Genomic DNA, 17172 nt, shown 5'->3' on the forward strand with positions numbered 1-17172 from the left:
ACCGGGGCACTTTTCATGACATCGACCTACCTTGCCGATCCCTTCTCGCGCCGCACCTTTTTGCTTGGCGCGATCTCCACCGCCGCGACCTTGGCGGGATGCACGACCTCGACGGGCGTCCGCAACGCGCCGGTTCCGCCCGTGATCAGCCGTCCAATCCTGCCGCCGACAGACGCAGAGCTTGCCGTCATGTACGGCCCGGTCGAAGATGACGGCATCCTCATTCCCGCCATCCCCTATCAGGACATCGATCCGCGCTTCTATCGCCAACGTGTCGCCAACACGACGGGCGAGCCGGACAACACGGTCGTCGTGGATACGCCCGGCCGGTTTCTCTACATCACCGAGCCCGGTGGCACGGCCATGCGCTACGGCGTCGGCATCGGCCGCGAAGGATTTGCCTGGCAGGGCGAAGGCACCATCCACTGGCGCCAGCATTGGCCGCGCTGGAAGCCGCCGAACGAAATGGTCGCGCGCCAGCCGGAGCTTGCCCGTTTTTCGATCGAGAACGGCGGCATGGAACCCGGTCTGAAAAACCCACTTGGCGCCCGCGCGCTTTATATCTTTCAGAACGGCCAGGACACGCTGTACCGCCTGCATGGCAGCCCGGAATGGCGGTCGATCGGCAAGGCGGTCTCGTCCGGCTGCGTGCGCCTGATCAACCAGGACATCATCGATCTTTACGATCGCGTGCCCTACCACGCGCGTATCGTCGTGCATCAATAGAGCTTATGTCGGCGCGCCCGCCTGTGGACGCGCCGACGGCCGTACGCCGCTTAAAGGCCGATCTCGTATGCCCAGGGCGGATTGGCGCCTGCGCGCGAGACCGTGACGGAAGCCGCCTTTGCCCCCAGCGTGAGAGCAGCCTTGATGGCATCGTCGCTCAACGTCGCGATGGCGTCCTTTGTCAGAAGGTTGTTCATCTTCAGCGACGCCAGAATGCCGGCGTCGAAGGTATCGCCGGCACCGACCGTATCGACCACCGTGACCTTCTCGCCGGGAACGGAGACTTTTCCCCGCAGCGTGTAGGCGTCGGCGCCCTCGGCTCCCTTGGTGATGACGACGAGCTTCGGCCCGCGCGCAAGCCATTGGCCGACCAGTGTTTCGTGATCGCCCTCTTCACCGAACCAGTCGAGATCCTCGTCGGAAAACTTGACGATATCCGACATGGCGGCCATGCGCAGCATGCGCGCCTTGTGGGCCTCGGCATCACGGATGAAGCCCGGGCGGATGTTCGGATCGAAGGAGATGACGCGTTTCCGGTGCTCGCGCGTCATCAGCGCTTCATAGGTCGAGCCGCAGGGCTCGGGAATGAGGCTGATGGCGCCGAAATGCAGAGCCTCGCAGAAATCGCCGAGTGCCGGCAGGTCGGCCTCCGTGATCATGCGGCCTGCACTGTTCTCATCGAAAAAGGCGTAGGTCGCGGAGCCGTTGACCAGCTTGACGACGGCCAGCGTCGTATGCAGATCGGATGTGGCCGACGGCGCAAAATCCACACTGCTGCTCTTCAGGGTTTCGCGGAGAATATCGCCGAACATGTCGGTCGAAAGGCCGGTGAAGAAGCCGGTGGGGATGCCTAGGCGCCCGAGCGCGATCGCCGTGTTAAAAATGGCGCCGCCTGCATAGGGCGCGAAGGCAGGCTCGCCGAGCGTGGATTCGCGCGGGAGCATATCGATCAGGGCTTCACCGCAGCAGATGATCATGGGTCTTCCTCTTGGGACGTTGAGCGTTTCGAGACGTTTGCCGGCCAGACGGCCACTTTCGGACCTTAGCCCGCCAAGTCGGAGATGCCTCCGTGACGGCCCGACCATTCCAGCGGTTCATCGAGAAATGCCTCGACGCTGGCCAGCGTTTCCATATCGAAAAGCTTGTCCTCGCGGGCGATGGCCAGCACGTTGCGCCAGGTGGCGATGTTGTGGAGGGTAATGCCTTTCTTCTTCATGTTGGCACGACCCTCGGGGAAGATATCGTAATAGAACAGCGCCATGCCGTGATCGACCACACCACCGGCCGCACGGATCGCATCGATGAAGGTGAACATCGAAACGCCGGCCGTTGTCAGATCCTCGATCACGAGAACCCGGGCGCCCTCCGGCATGTGCCCCTCGATCTGGTTGGTGCGTCCATGCCCCTTCGGTGCCTTGCGCACATAGATCATCGGCAGGCTGAGGCGCTCGGCCAGCATGGCGGCGAAGGGAATGCCGGCCGTTTCCCCGCCGGCGATGACGTCGAACCGCTCGAAGCCCGCCTCGCGCATGACGGTGACGGCCGCGAAATCCATGACCGCGGAGCGGATGCGCGGATAGGAGATCAGCTTGCGGCAGTCGATGTAGACCGGGCTCGCCATGCCGGAGGCAAGCTTGTAGGGCTGGTCAGCCCGAAAGTGTACCGCCTTGATCTCCCACAGCATTTTCGCCAGCAGTTCGGCCATGACGGCCTTATCGGGGAAGGAAGTGGGGATCATCATGCGGTTCCTCTTGGTGGATGGCTCAGAACAAGGTGTCGTGTGCGTCAGCCTTGGAGGTGATCCACGGCCCAATGCAGCGGGAACATCGGGTCGAACACGGTAACCGGACCCGCCCCCGTCTCGATCTTTGCGGGATAAGCGACCGGCGCGTCGTGGCGCGTCAGCGTGATCATCTCGTCGTTGACAGGCAATCCGTACCAGGCCGGACCGTTGCGGGACGCGAAAGCTTCAAGCTTGTCGAGTGCGTCGTCCTGCTCGAACACATGAGCAAGGCAGCTCATCGTGTTGACCGACGTATAGACACCCGCGCAGCCGCAGGCGCATTCCTTCAGCGGATCGACATGCGGGGCGCTGTCGGTGCCGAGAAAGAACCGGGCATCGCCCGACGTCGCGGCCTTGCGCAGAGCCAGCCGGTGAACTTCGCGCTTGGCGACGGGCAGGCAGTAATAATGCGGGCGAATGCCCCCGACGAGGAGCGCATTCCGGTTGATGATCAAATGATGGGTGGTGATCGAGCCGGCGAGATTCCGGTCTGCGTTGCGGATATACGCGACGCCGTCCTGCGTCGTCACGTGCTCCATCGTCACCTTCAACTCGGGCAGGCGGCGGCGCAACGGGTCGAGAACCGTTTCGATGAAGACAGCCTCACGGTCGAAGATATCCACCTCGGGCGTCGTCACCTCCCCGTGGACGCAGAGCGGGAGGCCGATCTCGGCCATCGTCTCCAGCACCGGCATGACCTTTTCAAGATCGCGAACGCCGCCATGCGAGTTCGTCGTGGCGCCGGCGGGATAGAGCTTGACCGCATGGATCAGTCCGTCTCTCTTTCCCTTGGCGACATCCGCAGCGTCCGTATGCTCCGTGAGATAAAGCGTCATCAGAGGCTCGAAGCGATCGCCGGCGGGCAGTGCCGAAAGGATGCGGGCACGATAGGCGGCGGCATCCGCGGTGGTCACCACAGGCGGCACCAGATTGGGCATGATGATGGCACGGGCAAAGTGGCGGCTGGTGTCGGGAAGCACACCCTCCAGCATGGCGCCGTCGCGCAGATGCAGGTGCCAATCATCGGGCCGGCGGATGGTGAGGGTTGTCGTCCGGTGGTCGCTCATCGCCTGCCTCTCCTCGTGCCGATCGCCCCAACGCTCTGAAGGGAGCCGGGACACTCTGCATCGCTTCCGTGATCGTGCCGTTCCCGACTTGCTTTGGGACAGCGGTTCCCGTTTGCCTCATCGGGCCACAGATGACAATGGTCAGATTGCACCGCGCGTTGCGGGCCGGATGGTCTATGCGCTCACGGCTGCTCGAAGACGTCCAGCATGATATCGGCCCGCCGTGAACCGTTGCAGATGCGCTCGCCGTTGGGCAGATCATTGCCGTAAAGCTTCCACCGGATGGCCTCTTCGTCGAGCCCGTAGTGGATCCAGCGCTGACGCAGGCGTTCCTCGAGGACGGCATAGGTCGGGCCAACGAAGATCGAGAGGTCGAAGAGCGGCGCAAGCCGGGTCCACGGTGCCTCGTCGAGCAAGAGATAATTGCCCTCCGCAAGAATGAAACGTGTGTCCGACGAGATCGGGCGGGCCGATGCAATGGCGATTTCGCGCGTGCGGTCAAAGACCGGAACGAGGACTTCCTCGTCGCTGCGGCGCACCGCCGTGACGATGTCGAGAAAGCCACGCACGTCGAAGGTTTCGGGCGCTCCCTTGCGCGCCAGCAGGCCGCGCGCCTCTAGGATGCCGTTGTCCATATGAAAGCCGTCCATGGGGAGGACGGCCGACGTCTCCCCACGACCGGCCAGCTCCGCGTGGAGCGCATCGGCAAGCGTCGATTTGCCGGCCCCCGGAGGACCGGCAATGGCCACGATGAAGCGGGCGGCACCCGCCGCCCGCTCAAGAACAAGATCGGCGATCTCGCCGACGGACCGCGTCATGCCGCCAGAGCCTCGCGCGGGGGCTCCTTGGCGCCAGTCATGAAGGCCACGGCATCCGACATCGCATAATCCTTCGGATTGATGACACAGAGACGCTTGCCGAGGCGGTGGATGTGGATGCGATCGGCGACCTCGAAGACATGCGGCATGTTGTGCGAGATAAGCACGATCGGCATGCCGCGCGAACGGACGTCGAGGATGAGCTCCAGCACCCGCCGACTTTCCTTGACGCCCAAGGCCGCGGTCGGCTCGTCGAGAATGACGAGCTTGGAACCGAAGGCGGCGGCGCGAGCGACGGCCACACCCTGGCGCTGGCCGCCGGACAGAGTTTCCACCGCCTGGTTGATGTTCTGGATGGTCATCAGGCCGAGCTCGGACAGCTTGTCACGCGCGAATTTCTCCATCGCACTCTTGTCGAGCATGCGAAAAACCGACCCGAGGACACCCGGTTTGCGGATCTCGCGGCCAAGGAACATGTTGTCGGCGATCGACAGTGCCGGGGAGACGGCGAGGTTCTGGTACACCGTCTCAATGCCGGCCTTCTGCGCCTCGATCGGCGACTTGAAGCTGATCAGCTGGCCATCGAGACGGATTTCCCCCTCGTCGGGCCGGATCGCGCCGGAAATGGCCTTGATCAGGGACGACTTGCCGGCACCGTTATCGCCGATGACGGCGAGGATTTCGCCTTTGTGCAGATCAAAGTCCGCATGATCGAGAGCCGTGACCCGACCATAGCGCTTGACGAGGCCGCGGCCGGTAAGGATGGGAGCTTCGGAATAGGAGGGCGCGTTCATCAGCCGGCTACCTTTCTGATCCACTGGTCGATTGCTACGGCGGCGATGATGAGAACGCCGATCATGAGATAGGTCCACTGCGGATCCGTGCCGACGAGACGCAGGCCGAGCTGGAAGACGCCGACGATGAGCGCCCCGAAGAGCATGCCCATGATGGAGCCACGTCCGCCGAACAGCGAGATGCCGCCGATCACCACGGCCGTGATGGATTCGATGTTGGCGAACTGGCCGGCCGTCGGGGAGACAGAGCCGATACGCCCGATGAGGGCCCAGCCGCCGAGCGCGCAGATGATGCCGGAAATGGTGTAGACCGACAAAAGCATGCGCTTGACGTTGACCCCGGCGAGTTCGGCAGCCACCGGATCGTCACCGACCGCATAGAGATGACGGCCCCATGCGGTCTTGTTCAGCACATACCAGAGCAGCATGACGAGCAGGATCATGGCGAAGACGCCATACGTAAACACGGCGCCGCCGAGGCGGACGGGTTCGGCGAAGAACTTCAGCAGCGGCGCGGTCGCTTCGATGTCCTGGCTGCGGATGGTCTCGTTGGCCGAATAGAGGAAGTTGGAGGCAAGGATGATCTGCCACATGCCGAGCGTGACGATGAAGGGCGGCAGCTTCATGCGGGCGACGAGCCACCCGTTGATCGCGCCGCAGGCGGCGCCGACGGCAAAGCCGCAGAGGATGGCGAGTTCCGCCGGAAGACCGTAGCGGAACACGAACTGCCCCATGACGACGGACGACAACACCATGATGGCGCCGACCGAGAGGTCGATGCCCGCCGTCATGATGATCAGCGTCTGGGCGGCGCCGATGATGCCGGTGATGGCAACCTGCTGCAGGATGAGCGTCAGGGAGAAGGCGGAGAAGAACTTGGATCCGAGGATCGAGCCGAAGACGATCAGGGACAGCACGAGCACGATCAAGGGCACGGCGGATGGCCGCGAATGCAGGAAATGCTGGAAGTGCTGGACGGGCGTCTTGCGATCGGTGTCGAAAGACGCAACCGTCTTGGAACTGCCGGACAGGACGGACTCGAAGTCCTGCGAGGGCCGCGCAGCGGCTGTTGGCTCGCTCATCAATTTATCCTCCGCTTGGCGGCCTTTGCGAATGACCTCGGACAGGAGATCAAAGCAGGCCGGGCGCTTCGTCGGGATGACGGGTCAAGATTGTCTTGGTGTGAAACAAGGCGGCGTTTGGCAAAAGGGCGGCCGAAGCCGCCCCTCGCATGTCGCATCGATGTCGGGGCTTAGCCCCAGCACTTGTCCTTGCCAGCCTTGACGTCGATCGACTCGACGCCTGCAGCAGGCTTGCCGGTGACGAGCGAAACGCCCGTGTCGAAGAAGGCCTTGCCGGGGGTCGGCTTCGGCTTTTCGCCGGAGTCGGCGAACTTCTTGATGGCCTCGACGCCAAGGGCCGCCATTTGCAGCGGATACTGCTGGGAGGTCGCGCCGATTACGCCGTCCTCGACGTTCTTGATACCCGGGCAGCCGCCGTCGACGGAGACGATCAGCACGTCCTTCTCGCGGCCGACGGCCTTGAGCGCTTCGTAGGCACCGGCTGCAGCCGGCTCGTTGATCGTGTGGACAACGTTGATGGTAGGATCCTTCTGGAGAAGGTTTTCCATGGCCGTGCGGCCGCCCTCTTCGTTGCCGTTGGTGATGTCGTGGCCGACGATGCGGGCATCGTCCTCGTCACCGATCTTGTTCGGGTCCTTCGGATCGATGCCGAAGCCCATCATGAAGCCCTGGTCGCGCATGACGTCGACGGAAGGCTGCGACGGGGTCAGGTCGAGGAAGGCGACCTTGGCGTCCTTGGCAGCATCGCCGAGCGTTGCGGCAGCCCACTGGCCGATCAGCTTGCCGGCGAGCAGGTTGTCGGTCGCGAACGTGGCATCAGCGCTGTCGGCCGGCTCGAGCGGCGTGTCGAGCGCGATGACAAGAAGACCGGCGTCGCGCGCCTGCTTCACGGTCGGAACGATGCCCTTGGTGTCCGAAGCGGCGATCAGAATACCCTTGGCGCCATCTGCAATGCAGGTTTCAATGGCGGCAACCTGGCTTTCGCTGTCACCGTCGATCTTGCCGGCGTAGGCCTTGAGCGTCACACCCAGTTCTTTCGCCTTGGCTTCAGCGCCTTCCTTCATCTTGACGAAGAAGGGGTTCGTATCCGTCTTGGTGATGAGGCAGGCGGTAACGTCGGCAGCCTGTGCCGAACCTGCAAAAACGACGCCGAGCGCCAGCGCGCCGATGCCGGCGGTGATAAGGTTCTTCATGGATATCCTCCCAAGGATCAAATGGTGGACCGGGTTCCCGGCCCGTCAGGCTTCGCGATCGTTACGTCCTCCGCAATGAAACCGCGCTTCCGTTAGCGAGCAAACACCAAAGCTTTTTGCGTGTCAATAACTAAATCAAATTGATTTATTAAAATCTTGTGGCATTCTCTGCTCGTCGATTGTGCACACGCATGCCTCGCATGCACAGAAAGCGCAGGGACACTTCCAGCATCGCGCTGGAATGGGAGGATGGGGAATGACCGCCGTGACCGATCAGGAGACTCTGCCTGTGATGCCCGATGTCGTGGATCCGGCTGGCGGGGCCAATCAAACGCGGGTGCGCGCGCACAATGAACGACTGGTCATGTCGCTCGTGCGTCGGCATGACGGCCTTTCCAAAGCCGACATCGCGCGTCGGTCCGGTCTTTCGGCACAGACGGTCTCGGTCATCATGCGGGCACTGGAGAAGGATGGCCTGCTGATCCGCGGCGAACCGACACGCGGGCGCGTCGGGCAACCCTCCGTCCCCATGCATATCAACCCGTCCGCCGTGTTCTCCTTCGGCGTCAAGATCGGCCGGCGCAGCGCGGATCTCATTCTCATGGACTTCGTCGGCTCAATCCGCCTGAACCTGCACCGGGCCTATCCCTATCCGATGCCGGACGACATCCTCGCGTTCATCACGGAGGGCGTTGCGCAGCTGGAGCACATGCTTGGTGCCGACGAACGCTCGCGCATCGCCGGCATCGGCATCGGCACGCCGTTTGAACTCTGGAACTGGGCGCCCGAAGTGGGCGCTCCGAGCGAGGCCATGGAGAGTTGGCGCCATTTCGACCTGCAGGCTGCAGTGTCGGAGCGCACGTCCTACCCGGTCTATCTTCAGAACGACGCCACAAGTGCCTGCGGCGCCGAGCTGGTGTTCGGCGTCGGCGCCAATTATCCGGATTTCATCTATTTCTACATCGGCTCGTTCATCGGAGGCGGGATCGTTCTGAACTCAGCTCTGTTTTCCGGCCGGACGGGAACCGCGGGCGCGCTTGGACCTTTGCAGGTGCCGGGGCCGGACGGGCGCACGCAGCCGCTCCTCAAGGTGGCCTCGATCTTCGTGCTTGAAAACATGTTGCGGGAGCGCGGCATCGATGCGCGACCACTGTGGTATTCCGCCGAAGAATGGATCGACTTCGGGGACGCACTCGAGGCGTGGATCGTGCAGACGGCAGAAGCCCTTGCGCGTGCGATCATCTCGGCGGCCTCGATCATCGACTTCGCCGCAGCCGTGATCGACGGCGGATTTCCCGGCTGGGTTCGGGCGCGCATCGTCGCGGCCACGCGCGTGGCCGTCAACGACCTCGACCTTCAGGGTGTGATCGTGCCGGACATCATCGAAGGTGCCGTCGGCGCGGAGGCGCGCGCCATTGGCGGGGCGAGCCTGCCGCTCTTCTCGCGCTACTTCCTGGACACCAATATCCTCTTCAAGGAACCTGCCTGATGCTGAAAGGTCTTTCACCCCTTCTGAGCCCCGACCTGCTCGCCACTCTGCGCGCCATGGGTCATGGCGACGAGATCGCCATCGTGGATGGCAACTACCCGGCACTCGAACATGCTCGCCGTCTGGTCCGCCTCGACGGCCATGGCGTGGTGCCGGTGGTCGATGCCATTCTCAGCGTCATGCCAATCGACGATTTCGTGGACGCGGCGATCTTTCGCGCGACGGTGAAGCAGGATCGCGAGAGCCTCGACCCGGTCCATGAAGAATTGATCGCCTGCTGTGCCCGCCATGAGCCCGGCAGAGCCGTGGTGCCTTTGCTAGGGGCGGACTTCTACCCGCGCGTGAAGGCGGCGCATACCGTGGTGCAGACCAGCGAGCCTCGCCTCTACGGCAACGTGATCCTGCGCAAGGGCGTCATCTACCCCGCCGGCTGACCCACAGCTGACGATACGAAAAAGCCCGCCGGATCGTCGATCCGGCGGGCTTTTAACGGTTCAGATTGGGGGCGATCAGGCGCGACGCGCGTCAACCGAGAGTGCGCCGGGGCCGAAGGCTGCGAGCACGAGGAAGCCGCCAGCCATGGCGAAATTCTTCTGGAAGTTGATCATCTGGTTCATGTCGGCAAAGTTGAAGTGCGCGATGAACGCTGTGGCGATGCAGAATGCAGCAAGGACGTAAGCTGTCGGGCGGGTGAAGAAGCCGACGAGAATGAAGATGCCGCCGACGAGCTCGACGATCGACACGATAACGGCCGTGACCATCGGTACAGGCAGGCCCGATCCGGCGAAGTAGCCGGCTGTACCTTCCAGATTGGTGATCTTGCCGAAGCCGGCCAGGATGAAGATGATGGAGAGGAGAATACGTCCGACGAGGACGATGGCGCTGGTGGACATGGAAGTGGGCTCCGTTGAGGCGACGATGGCCAAGCTTTAACAGCAATAACAGACGAACATAGCCTGCAGCTCAACGACACATCGTCAACAAGCAGCGAACGATAGCCGCTTATCGTCAACCGCCGGCGACACTTACTCCTGACGGTCGACGCGATGCGTGACACAGCGAGGTGGCTGTGGCGGCTAGCGGATCTCGCCAGCCTGCGGGCCCCAGGTGTCGGTGAGAGCGAAGCCTTCGGCCAATGGATCGAAGGGGTCGAGCGCGACCTGGTGGAGGCCGAATGTCCAGCCACGTCCGGAGATGGTCGGGATGATGGCCGGGCGGCCGGCAACCTCGGTCACGCTGTCGAGACCGACCTCGAACTCCGAACCGATGATGGAGCGGGACTTGAACACATCGCCCGGCTTGGCGAGACCGCGGGCATGAAGCGTTGCGAGATTGGCGGAACTGCCGGTTCCGCAGGGAGAGCGATCGACGCGTCCGGGCCACATCGTCGTGCAGGTGCGCACCGTGCCGTCGGCTTCCGTGCTGCGGAACATCACATAGGCGACGCCGGAAATCTCGGGGATTTCGGGATGGACCGTCGGGATGGTGCGATTGACGATGTCCTTGATGATCATTCCGGCCTCCACGATCTCGCGGGCATTGGCCTTTTCGATCGTCGTGCCGATCTGGTGGACGTCCACCAGCGCATAAAAGATGCCGCCATAACAGAGATCGACCTTGATCGTGCCCCATTGCGGGGTTTCCACCTCGACATCCAGCGCCTGGACAAAGGACGGGGTCATCGTCAGCTTGACGCGCTCGCACCGACCGTCACGGCAGGTTGCCGTCGCCTTGACGAGGCCGGCGGCGGTGTCGAGCATGACCACCGTCTCCGGTTCCTTCATCTCAACAATACCGGATTCGAGCAGCGCCGTGGTGACGCAGATGGAATTGGAGCCGGACATCGCATGTGCCTGGTCGGCCTGGAGGATGATGAAGCCGGCATCGGCTTCCGGACGTTTGGCCGGCACCAGCAAGTTGACCGATCCGATGGATGCAGCGCGCGGCTCGAGGCAGAGAAACCGTCGCAGGCTGTCATCCACCGTATTGATGTGGTGGAGCTGCTCGGCGATCGTGTTGCCCGGGATCTTCGGCACGCCGCCGATGGCAACCTTGCCGATCTCGCCCTCGCAATGAACATCCAGCAACTGGATCGTGCGCTTCCATCTCATGGTGCCATGCCCTTTCATGCCGCGCCGGAGCTACGTGGCGACAAAATGTGTACAACGCTGTTTACCTGCGTTGCGACCGTTTGCCTAGGACTTCCTTTATCCGGGGGGAACCGTCTCATGGCTATGTGCGCATGGCGCCAAGGGGGTTTGCATGGTAGATAAGGCGTCATGATGCCTGCCGTTCCGACCGATGATTTCGATTGCCAGAGCTGTGGAGCCTGTTGCGCCTACTCTGCCGATTGGCCGCGCTTCTCGATGGAGACCGAGGAGGAGCTTGCCCGGATTCCGGACGACCTGATCTCCGCCGATCTCGGCGGCATGCGCTGCGAGAACGATCGCTGCGCGGCCTTGTCCGGCGTGCTCGGACAGCGGGTCGGCTGCGGCATCTATGCTGCAAGGCCGATTGTCTGCCGCACGTGCATGCCGGGCGACGACGAGTGTCTGACAGCCCGACAGGCTTTGTCGGCGCATGTTCTGCTTTAGGCGTTTGCACCTTCTGATCTGAACTGCAGGCGATCCCTCGGCGCATCCGGCAAGGTGCCGCATCTATCCCGCTCAAAGGTATCTTCGGGCGTGGATCATGAGGCGCTAGAGCGTTTTTTCCGGATGGTGATGCGGCGCGTCCGGCCGTATTCTCGCCGTCAGTTTAATCGCCTCCTTACGCTCCTGTTTTCGCATCTGAAAAGGCCTCCCGATGAGCCAGACGTCGCTGAAGTCCCCCCTCGACACGATGCCGCTTCCTTTAGAGGCCTTTGCGCCCCCGCTCTCGCCACCCACGCCCCTGCGGGCCGCCGTCACGCGCGCCTATCGCCAGCCGGAGGCTGCCTGCGTTGCGGCTCTCCTCGAGCAGGCGACCTTGGGGGACGACGTCCGCACGAAGGCTGCAACGACGGCGCGCGGGCTGATCACCGCGCTGCGCGCCAAGCACAAAGGCTCCGGCGTCGAGGGGTTGGTGCACGAGTACTCCCTGTCGAGCCAGGAAGGCGTGGCGCTGATGTGCCTTGCGGAAGCTCTTTTGCGCATTCCCGATACGGCCACACGCGACGCGCTGATCCGCGACAAGATTGCTACGGGCGACTGGCGCTCCCATGTCGGCGGCGGACGCTCGCTGTTCGTCAACGCGGCCACCTGGGGTCTCGTCGTGACCGGCAAGCTCACCTCCACCGTCAATGATCGCGGTCTCTCGGCGGCCCTGACGCGCCTCATCGCCCGTGCCGGCGAGCCCGTCATCCGGCGTGGCGTCGACATGGCCATGCGGATGATGGGCGAGCAGTTCGTTACCGGCGAAACGATCGAGGAAGCCCTGAAGCGGGCGCGGCCGCTGGAGGCCCGCGGATTCCGCTACTCCTACGACATGCTCGGTGAAGCCGCGACGACGGCGGCCGATGCCAAGCGCTATTATGCCGACTACGAAAACGCCATTCATGCGATCGGCAAGGCCGCCGCCGGCAGGGGTATCTACGAGGGGCCCGGCATTTCCATCAAGCTCTCGGCTCTGCATCCCCGTTACGTCCGGGCGCAGGCTGCCCGCGTGATGCGCGAGTTGCTGCCGCGCGTGAAAGCGCTGGCGCTGATCGCCAAGCACTATGATATCGGCCTCAATATCGACGCCGAGGAAGCCGACCGGCTGGAACTGTCGCTTGATCTTCTGGAGGCCCTCCGGCTCGATCCGGATCTTTCGGGCTGGCATGGCGTCGGCTTCGTCGTTCAGGCCTATGGCAAACGTTGCCCGATGGTTCTGGACGTGATCATCGACCTCGCGCGGCGGTCCGGCCATCGGATGATGGTTCGCCTCGTCAAGGGTGCCTATTGGGATGCCGAGATCAAGCGGGCCCAGGTGGACGGGCTCGAGGACTTCCCGGTGTTTACCCGCAAGATCCACACGGACCTTTCCTACATCGCCTGCGCGCGCAAGCTGCTCGCGGCCAAGGATGTGATCTTCCCCCAGTTCGCCACGCACAATGCCCAGAGCCTCGCCACCATCCATGCCATGGCCGGCCCGGAGTTCACGGTTGGGGACTACGAGTTCCAGTGCCTGCACGGCATGGGCGAGCCGCTTTATGACGAGGTTGTCGGCGCACACAAGCTCGATCGGCCCTGCCGCATCTATGCGCCAGTGGGAACCCATGAAACCCTGCTCGCCTACCTCGTCCGGCGTCTCCTCGAAAACGGCGCCAACTCGTCCTTCGTCAACCGCATTGCCGATCCTGCCGTGTCGATCGACGACTTGATCGCCGATCCGGTGGAGGTCGTGCGCAGCATGGCGGCTCCCGGCGCGCCCCATGACAGGATCCGCCTGCCGGCGGCACTTTATCCCGGCCGCAGCAATTCCGCAGGTCTTGATCTGTCTTCCGAAACGACGCTGGCCATGCTGGCCCAAACGTTTTCGGCCGGTGGCCGCGCCGACTGGACCGCGGCACCGCTTCTTGCCGGCAGCGCGTCTTCTGGGACGGCACGCCCTGTCGAGAACCCCGGGGACCGTCGCGATCGCGTCGGCAGCGTGATCGAGGCGTCGGAGGCCGACGCGATCCAGGCCGTGGCGCGGGCAAGCGAAGCGGCAGCCCGATGGGCGGCAACGGCTCCGTCAGAGCGCGCCGCGTGCCTGTCGCGTGCGGCAGACCACATGCAGGCGCGCATGCCGGAACTTCTCGGCCTCATCATCCGCGAAGCCGGCAAGTCCGCGTCGAACGCGATTGCCGAAGTCCGGGAGGCGATCGACTTCCTGCGCTACTATGCGGAGCAGGCCGGGCGGACGCTCGGTCCGGCGCATGGTGCGCTCGGCCCGATCGTTTGCATCAGTCCCTGGAACTTCCCGCTCGCCATCTTCACCGGACAGATTGCCGCCGCACTCGTCGCCGGCAATCCAGTGCTTGCAAAGCCCGCCGAAGAAACACCGCTGATCGCCGCCGAAGGTGTTCGGCTGCTGCATGAGGCCGGCATTCCCATGGATGTGCTGCAGTTCCTGCCCGGCGACGGCCGCGTGGGCGCGGCGCTGGTCGGAGCCGACGGCGTGGCCGGCGTCATGTTCACGGGGTCGACGGAGGTCGCACGGCTCATCCAGGCCCAGCTCGCAGCCCGCGTTTCTGCAGCGGGCAAGCCGATCCCGCTGATCGCTGAGACGGGCGGTCAGAACGCCATGATCGTCGACAGTTCGGCGCTTGCCGAACAGGTGGTGGCCGACGTGATCGCCTCGGCCTTTGACAGTGCCGGCCAGCGCTGCTCCGCGCTGCGCGTGCTCTGCCTGCAGACGGATGTGGCCGACCGCGTGCTCGCCATGCTGAAGGGCGCCCTGCACGAGTTGGAGATCGGGCGCACGGACACGCTGTCCGCCGACGTCGGGCCGGTGATCTCGGCCGAGGCCAAGGAAACGATCGACAGGCACATCGACGCCATGCGCACGAAGGGCGCGCGTGTCGAGCAGATTGCCATGCCGGATGCCACCGCCCACGGTACCTTTGTGGCGCCGACGATCATCGAGATCACGCGTCTATCGGATCTCACCCGCGAGGTGTTCGGACCGGTGCTTCACGTCCTGCGCTATGAGCGGGACGACCTGGACCGGCTGATCGACGACATCAACGCCACGGGATATGGCCTGACCTTCGGCCTGCACACGCGCCTCGACGAGACCATTGCGCATGTGACAAGCCGGGTCAAAGCAGGGAACCTCTACGTCAACCGCAACATCATCGGCGCGGTGGTCGGAGTCCAGCCCTTTGGCGGGCGCGGTCTCTCTGGCACGGGGCCGAAGGCCGGTGGGCCGCTCTATCTCGGGCGCCTCGTCCGCGTGGCTCCGGTTCCGCCGCAGGTGAGCTCGGTTCATACCGATCCGGCTTTGCTCGATTTCGCCAAATGGCTCGACGGCCAAGGGCGGAAGGCCGAGGCTTTTGCGGCCCGCGAGACCGGCAGCCAATCGCCACTCGGCCTGATCAGCGAGATGCCCGGTCCGGTCGGCGAGCGCAATCTCTACGCGCTGCACCCGCGCGGCACGATCCTCTTGGTACCGGAGACAGCGGAAGGCCTGATCCGCCAGATCTCGGCCGTGCTGGCGACCGGCAATCGGGGCGTCATCGACGCGGGGTCCGGCCTCGAAGACACATTGGCCGCCCTGCCGCCAAGCGTCGCGGCGCGTCTCACCTTTGCCCGCGACTGGGTTTCCGCCGGCCCCTTCTCCGGCGCGCTGGTCGAGGGCGATGCGGGACGGGTGAAAGCCGTGAACCAGACGATCTCCGAACTGCCAGGCCCGCTCCTGCTGGTTCAGGCGGCAACGCGGGAAGAACTCGATGCCAATCCCGATGCCTATTGCCTGAACTGGTTGCTGGAGGAGGTCTCCACCAGCGTGAACACGGCTGCGGCCGGCGGCAATGCCAGCCTGATGTCGATCGGCTGAGACGCCTCTCTCATCCCGGGCGGACGATGCCAAGCGTCGTCCTGCCCGGATGCGCCTGCAGGTCTTCTTGCCATGAGGTGGATTACAACGCCGTCACGTTTGGCGTAGGAAGCGGCATGCTCACCCTTGCAGGACCACACAGCCTATCCCAGGAGATCCGAAAAAGCCGGTTTCTGGCGCATGCTGCGCCTGTGACCGACGAAGCGGAGGCGCGAGCCTTCATCGCGGCCCAGTCGGACGCGTCGGCCACGCACAATTGCTGGGCGTGGCGGATCGGGCAGAGCTACCGCTTCAACGACGACGGAGAACCGGGCGGCACAGCAGGCAAACCCATCCTCCAGGCGATCGACGGACAGGGCCTCGATCACGTTGTCGTTCTCGTCATCCGCTGGTTCGGCGGGATCCTGCTCGGCAGCGGCGGCTTGATGCGCGCCTATGGCGGCACGGCCGCCATGGCTCTGAACTCGGCCCCACGCGTCGAGCATGTCGCCATGGCGCGTGGTACCCTGCGGGTCACCTTCTCGGAATTGCCGCTGGTCAAGGTGCGCCTGGCGAGCCTCGGCGCCGTCGTCGTCGACGAGGCCTTTATCGCGACGGGCGCGGATCTGACCGTCGATGTGCCCGAGAGCGTGCGCGACCCGGCGAGGCGGCTGACACGCGATGTGACGAGCGGCCGCGCGTGTCTCGCATTCGAAGACGACCCGCCGATCTAGCCGTTCTGCCGATCGGACGTTCGCGGAGCGAACAAACCAGCCGCTATTTGGTTAGTCTTACCTGACATTCAGGAGACGACCATGAAAGATCCGTTTCACCTTGCCCGCTTCATCGACGCGCAATCGCGCCTCTATCACCAAGCGTTGGACGAACTTGCAGCCGGGGACAAGCGAACCCACTGGATGTGGTTCGTCTTTCCGCAAATCGAAGGGTTGGGATCTTCGCCGACCGCGCGACACTTCGCCATTTCGGGTCTCGCGGAAGCCCAGGCGTATCTCGCGCACCCGGTTCTCGGAAGCCGCCTGCTGGAGTGCACGACGACGGTCAACGCGCTCGAAGACGCGTTGACGGCGCGGGCCATCTTCTCCAGCCCGGACGATCTGAAGTTCCGCTCCTCGATGACGCTCTTCGCCCAGGCCGCCACGTCATCAACACGCAGCCCCGCCCCATTCCAGATCGCCCTCAAGCGCTATTTCGGCGGCAAGCCGGATGTGCGCACGCTGGACCTGCTGAAGCCCGCCCCTGCCCGGTCCGCCGCCCTTCATGCTGCAACCGGCGGCGGTCGATAAACAGTCAGCGGGAACACCGCTTCGATCCCGACACACTCAAGGAGAAGAACATGGAAAACCACATCTGGCTTTTCGCCACAGCCGGCGGCGCAGCCATCCTCGGCCTTGCTCTTGCCTACGGACTTTCCACGCAACGCAGACTGTCGCGAACAGAGAAAGAGCAGCAGGACAACAAGGTGGAGGATCTCTACGGGAAGCGCTGACGACAGCTCTCGCGGTCTCGTTCTCACTTTCCGCGGGCAGAGACATCAAGGAAGAGAATGGCGCACCCGGAACGATTCGAACGTCCGACCCTCAGATTCGTAGTCTGATGCTCTATCCAGCTGAGCTACGGGTGCGTGCAACAGCGTCTGCTGTGTGCGTGGCGATCCTCTAAAGCCTGGGGAAAATGAATGCAAGCCAAATTCGGGACATTTGCCGAATTTTGTGACAGCGA

At 63.8% G+C, this 17172-nt stretch carries 17 protein-coding genes and 1 tRNA gene; 8 read left to right on the forward strand and 10 right to left on the reverse strand.

Going from position 1 to position 17172, the window contains the following annotated elements; genetic code table 11:
• Nucleotides 1-15 precede the first annotated feature (15 nt).
• On the forward strand, nucleotides 16-726 hold the full coding sequence (locus ASG25_RS06200; RefSeq protein WP_062470682.1) for a L,D-transpeptidase: 711 nt from the start codon (nucleotides 16-18) through the stop codon (nucleotides 724-726).
• Between the two features lie 50 nt (nucleotides 727-776).
• Here ASG25_RS06200 and ASG25_RS06205 read toward each other — a convergent pair whose 3' ends face one another.
• The 7 genes from ASG25_RS06205 to ASG25_RS06235 all read right to left on the reverse strand — a co-directional run bounded on the left by ASG25_RS06205 (nucleotide 777) and on the right by ASG25_RS06235 (nucleotide 7463).
• Nucleotides 777-1703, reverse strand: a complete 927-nt coding sequence (locus tag ASG25_RS06205) for a carbohydrate kinase (RefSeq protein ID WP_062470685.1) — start codon at nucleotides 1701-1703, stop codon at nucleotides 777-779.
• Nucleotides 1704-1768: 65 nt separating this feature from the next.
• Complete coding sequence (locus ASG25_RS06210) at nucleotides 1769-2464, reverse strand: orotate phosphoribosyltransferase (protein ID WP_062472294.1); 696 nt, start codon at nucleotides 2462-2464, stop codon at nucleotides 1769-1771.
• Between the two features lie 47 nt (nucleotides 2465-2511).
• On the reverse strand, nucleotides 2512-3576 hold the full coding sequence (pyrC, locus tag ASG25_RS06215; RefSeq protein ID WP_062470688.1) for a dihydroorotase: 1065 nt from the start codon (nucleotides 3574-3576) through the stop codon (nucleotides 2512-2514).
• A gap of 182 nt (nucleotides 3577-3758) precedes the next feature.
• Nucleotides 3759-4394 carry a nucleoside triphosphate hydrolase gene (locus ASG25_RS06220; RefSeq protein WP_062470691.1) on the reverse strand — a complete coding sequence of 212 codons (636 nt, stop codon included), beginning with the start codon at nucleotides 4392-4394 and terminating at the stop codon, nucleotides 3759-3761.
• A complete protein-coding gene (locus ASG25_RS06225) occupies nucleotides 4391-5188 on the reverse strand; it encodes an ATP-binding cassette domain-containing protein (protein WP_062470694.1) in 798 nt (265 codons plus the stop codon). The genes ASG25_RS06220 and ASG25_RS06225 overlap by 4 nt, the downstream gene beginning before the upstream one ends.
• Entirely contained in the window at nucleotides 5188-6270 is a 1083-nt protein-coding gene (locus ASG25_RS06230) for an ABC transporter permease (RefSeq protein ID WP_062470699.1), read from the reverse strand. The genes ASG25_RS06225 and ASG25_RS06230 overlap by 1 nt, the downstream gene beginning before the upstream one ends.
• Before the next feature lie 170 nt (nucleotides 6271-6440).
• The gene (locus ASG25_RS06235) at nucleotides 6441-7463 is read right to left on the reverse strand and encodes a sugar ABC transporter substrate-binding protein (RefSeq protein WP_062470702.1); all 1023 of its coding nucleotides are present in this window, start codon (nucleotides 7461-7463) and stop codon (nucleotides 6441-6443) included.
• A 256-nt stretch (nucleotides 7464-7719) separates the two neighbouring features.
• On the opposite strand from ASG25_RS06235, the gene ASG25_RS06240 reads away from it, so the two are divergent.
• Nucleotides 7720-8952: an ROK family transcriptional regulator gene (locus ASG25_RS06240; protein WP_062470705.1), complete on the forward strand. Its 1233-nt coding sequence runs from the start codon at nucleotides 7720-7722 to the stop codon at nucleotides 8950-8952.
• Nucleotides 8952-9386 carry an RbsD/FucU domain-containing protein gene (locus ASG25_RS06245; protein WP_062470708.1) on the forward strand — a complete coding sequence of 145 codons (435 nt, stop codon included), beginning with the start codon at nucleotides 8952-8954 and terminating at the stop codon, nucleotides 9384-9386. Before ASG25_RS06240 ends, ASG25_RS06245 begins: the two co-directional genes overlap by 1 nt.
• A 75-nt stretch (nucleotides 9387-9461) precedes the next feature.
• On the opposite strand, the gene ASG25_RS06250 is transcribed toward ASG25_RS06245, so the two are convergent.
• Both ASG25_RS06250 and ASG25_RS06255 read right to left on the reverse strand, forming a co-directional pair.
• A complete protein-coding gene (locus ASG25_RS06250) occupies nucleotides 9462-9845 on the reverse strand; it encodes a DoxX family protein (protein ID WP_062470711.1) in 384 nt (127 codons plus the stop codon).
• A 183-nt stretch (nucleotides 9846-10028) separates the two neighbouring features.
• Nucleotides 10029-11063, reverse strand: a complete 1035-nt coding sequence (locus tag ASG25_RS06255) for a proline racemase family protein (RefSeq protein ID WP_062470714.1) — start codon at nucleotides 11061-11063, stop codon at nucleotides 10029-10031.
• A gap of 168 nt (nucleotides 11064-11231) precedes the next feature.
• Here ASG25_RS06255 and ASG25_RS06260 point away from each other — a divergent pair, with 168 nt between their 5' ends.
• From ASG25_RS06260 to ASG25_RS23110, 5 genes are all read left to right on the forward strand, one after another.
• A complete protein-coding gene (locus ASG25_RS06260) occupies nucleotides 11232-11546 on the forward strand; it encodes a YkgJ family cysteine cluster protein (protein ID WP_062470718.1) in 315 nt (104 codons plus the stop codon).
• 211 nt (nucleotides 11547-11757) lie between these two features.
• On the forward strand, nucleotides 11758-15453 hold the full coding sequence (gene putA, locus ASG25_RS06265) for a trifunctional transcriptional regulator/proline dehydrogenase/L-glutamate gamma-semialdehyde dehydrogenase (protein WP_062470721.1): 3696 nt from the start codon (nucleotides 11758-11760) through the stop codon (nucleotides 15451-15453).
• A 116-nt stretch (nucleotides 15454-15569) separates the two neighbouring features.
• Nucleotides 15570-16166 carry a YigZ family protein gene (locus ASG25_RS06270; protein ID WP_062470724.1) on the forward strand — a complete coding sequence of 199 codons (597 nt, stop codon included), beginning with the start codon at nucleotides 15570-15572 and terminating at the stop codon, nucleotides 16164-16166.
• An 81-nt stretch (nucleotides 16167-16247) separates the two neighbouring features.
• Nucleotides 16248-16736: a DUF1810 domain-containing protein gene (locus ASG25_RS06275; protein WP_062470725.1), complete on the forward strand. Its 489-nt coding sequence runs from the start codon at nucleotides 16248-16250 to the stop codon at nucleotides 16734-16736.
• 50 nt (nucleotides 16737-16786) lie between these two features.
• Complete coding sequence (locus ASG25_RS23110; RefSeq protein WP_164490732.1) at nucleotides 16787-16939, forward strand: hypothetical protein; 153 nt, start codon at nucleotides 16787-16789, stop codon at nucleotides 16937-16939.
• A 58-nt stretch (nucleotides 16940-16997) separates the two neighbouring features.
• Here the strand turns inward: ASG25_RS23110 and ASG25_RS06280 are convergent.
• Nucleotides 16998-17074 (reverse strand) — tRNA-Arg (locus ASG25_RS06280).
• Between the last annotated feature and the right edge of the window lie 98 nt (nucleotides 17075-17172).

The organism is Rhizobium sp. Leaf384, from assembly GCF_001424065.1.
Lineage (GTDB): Bacteria > Pseudomonadota > Alphaproteobacteria > Rhizobiales > Rhizobiaceae > Ferranicluibacter.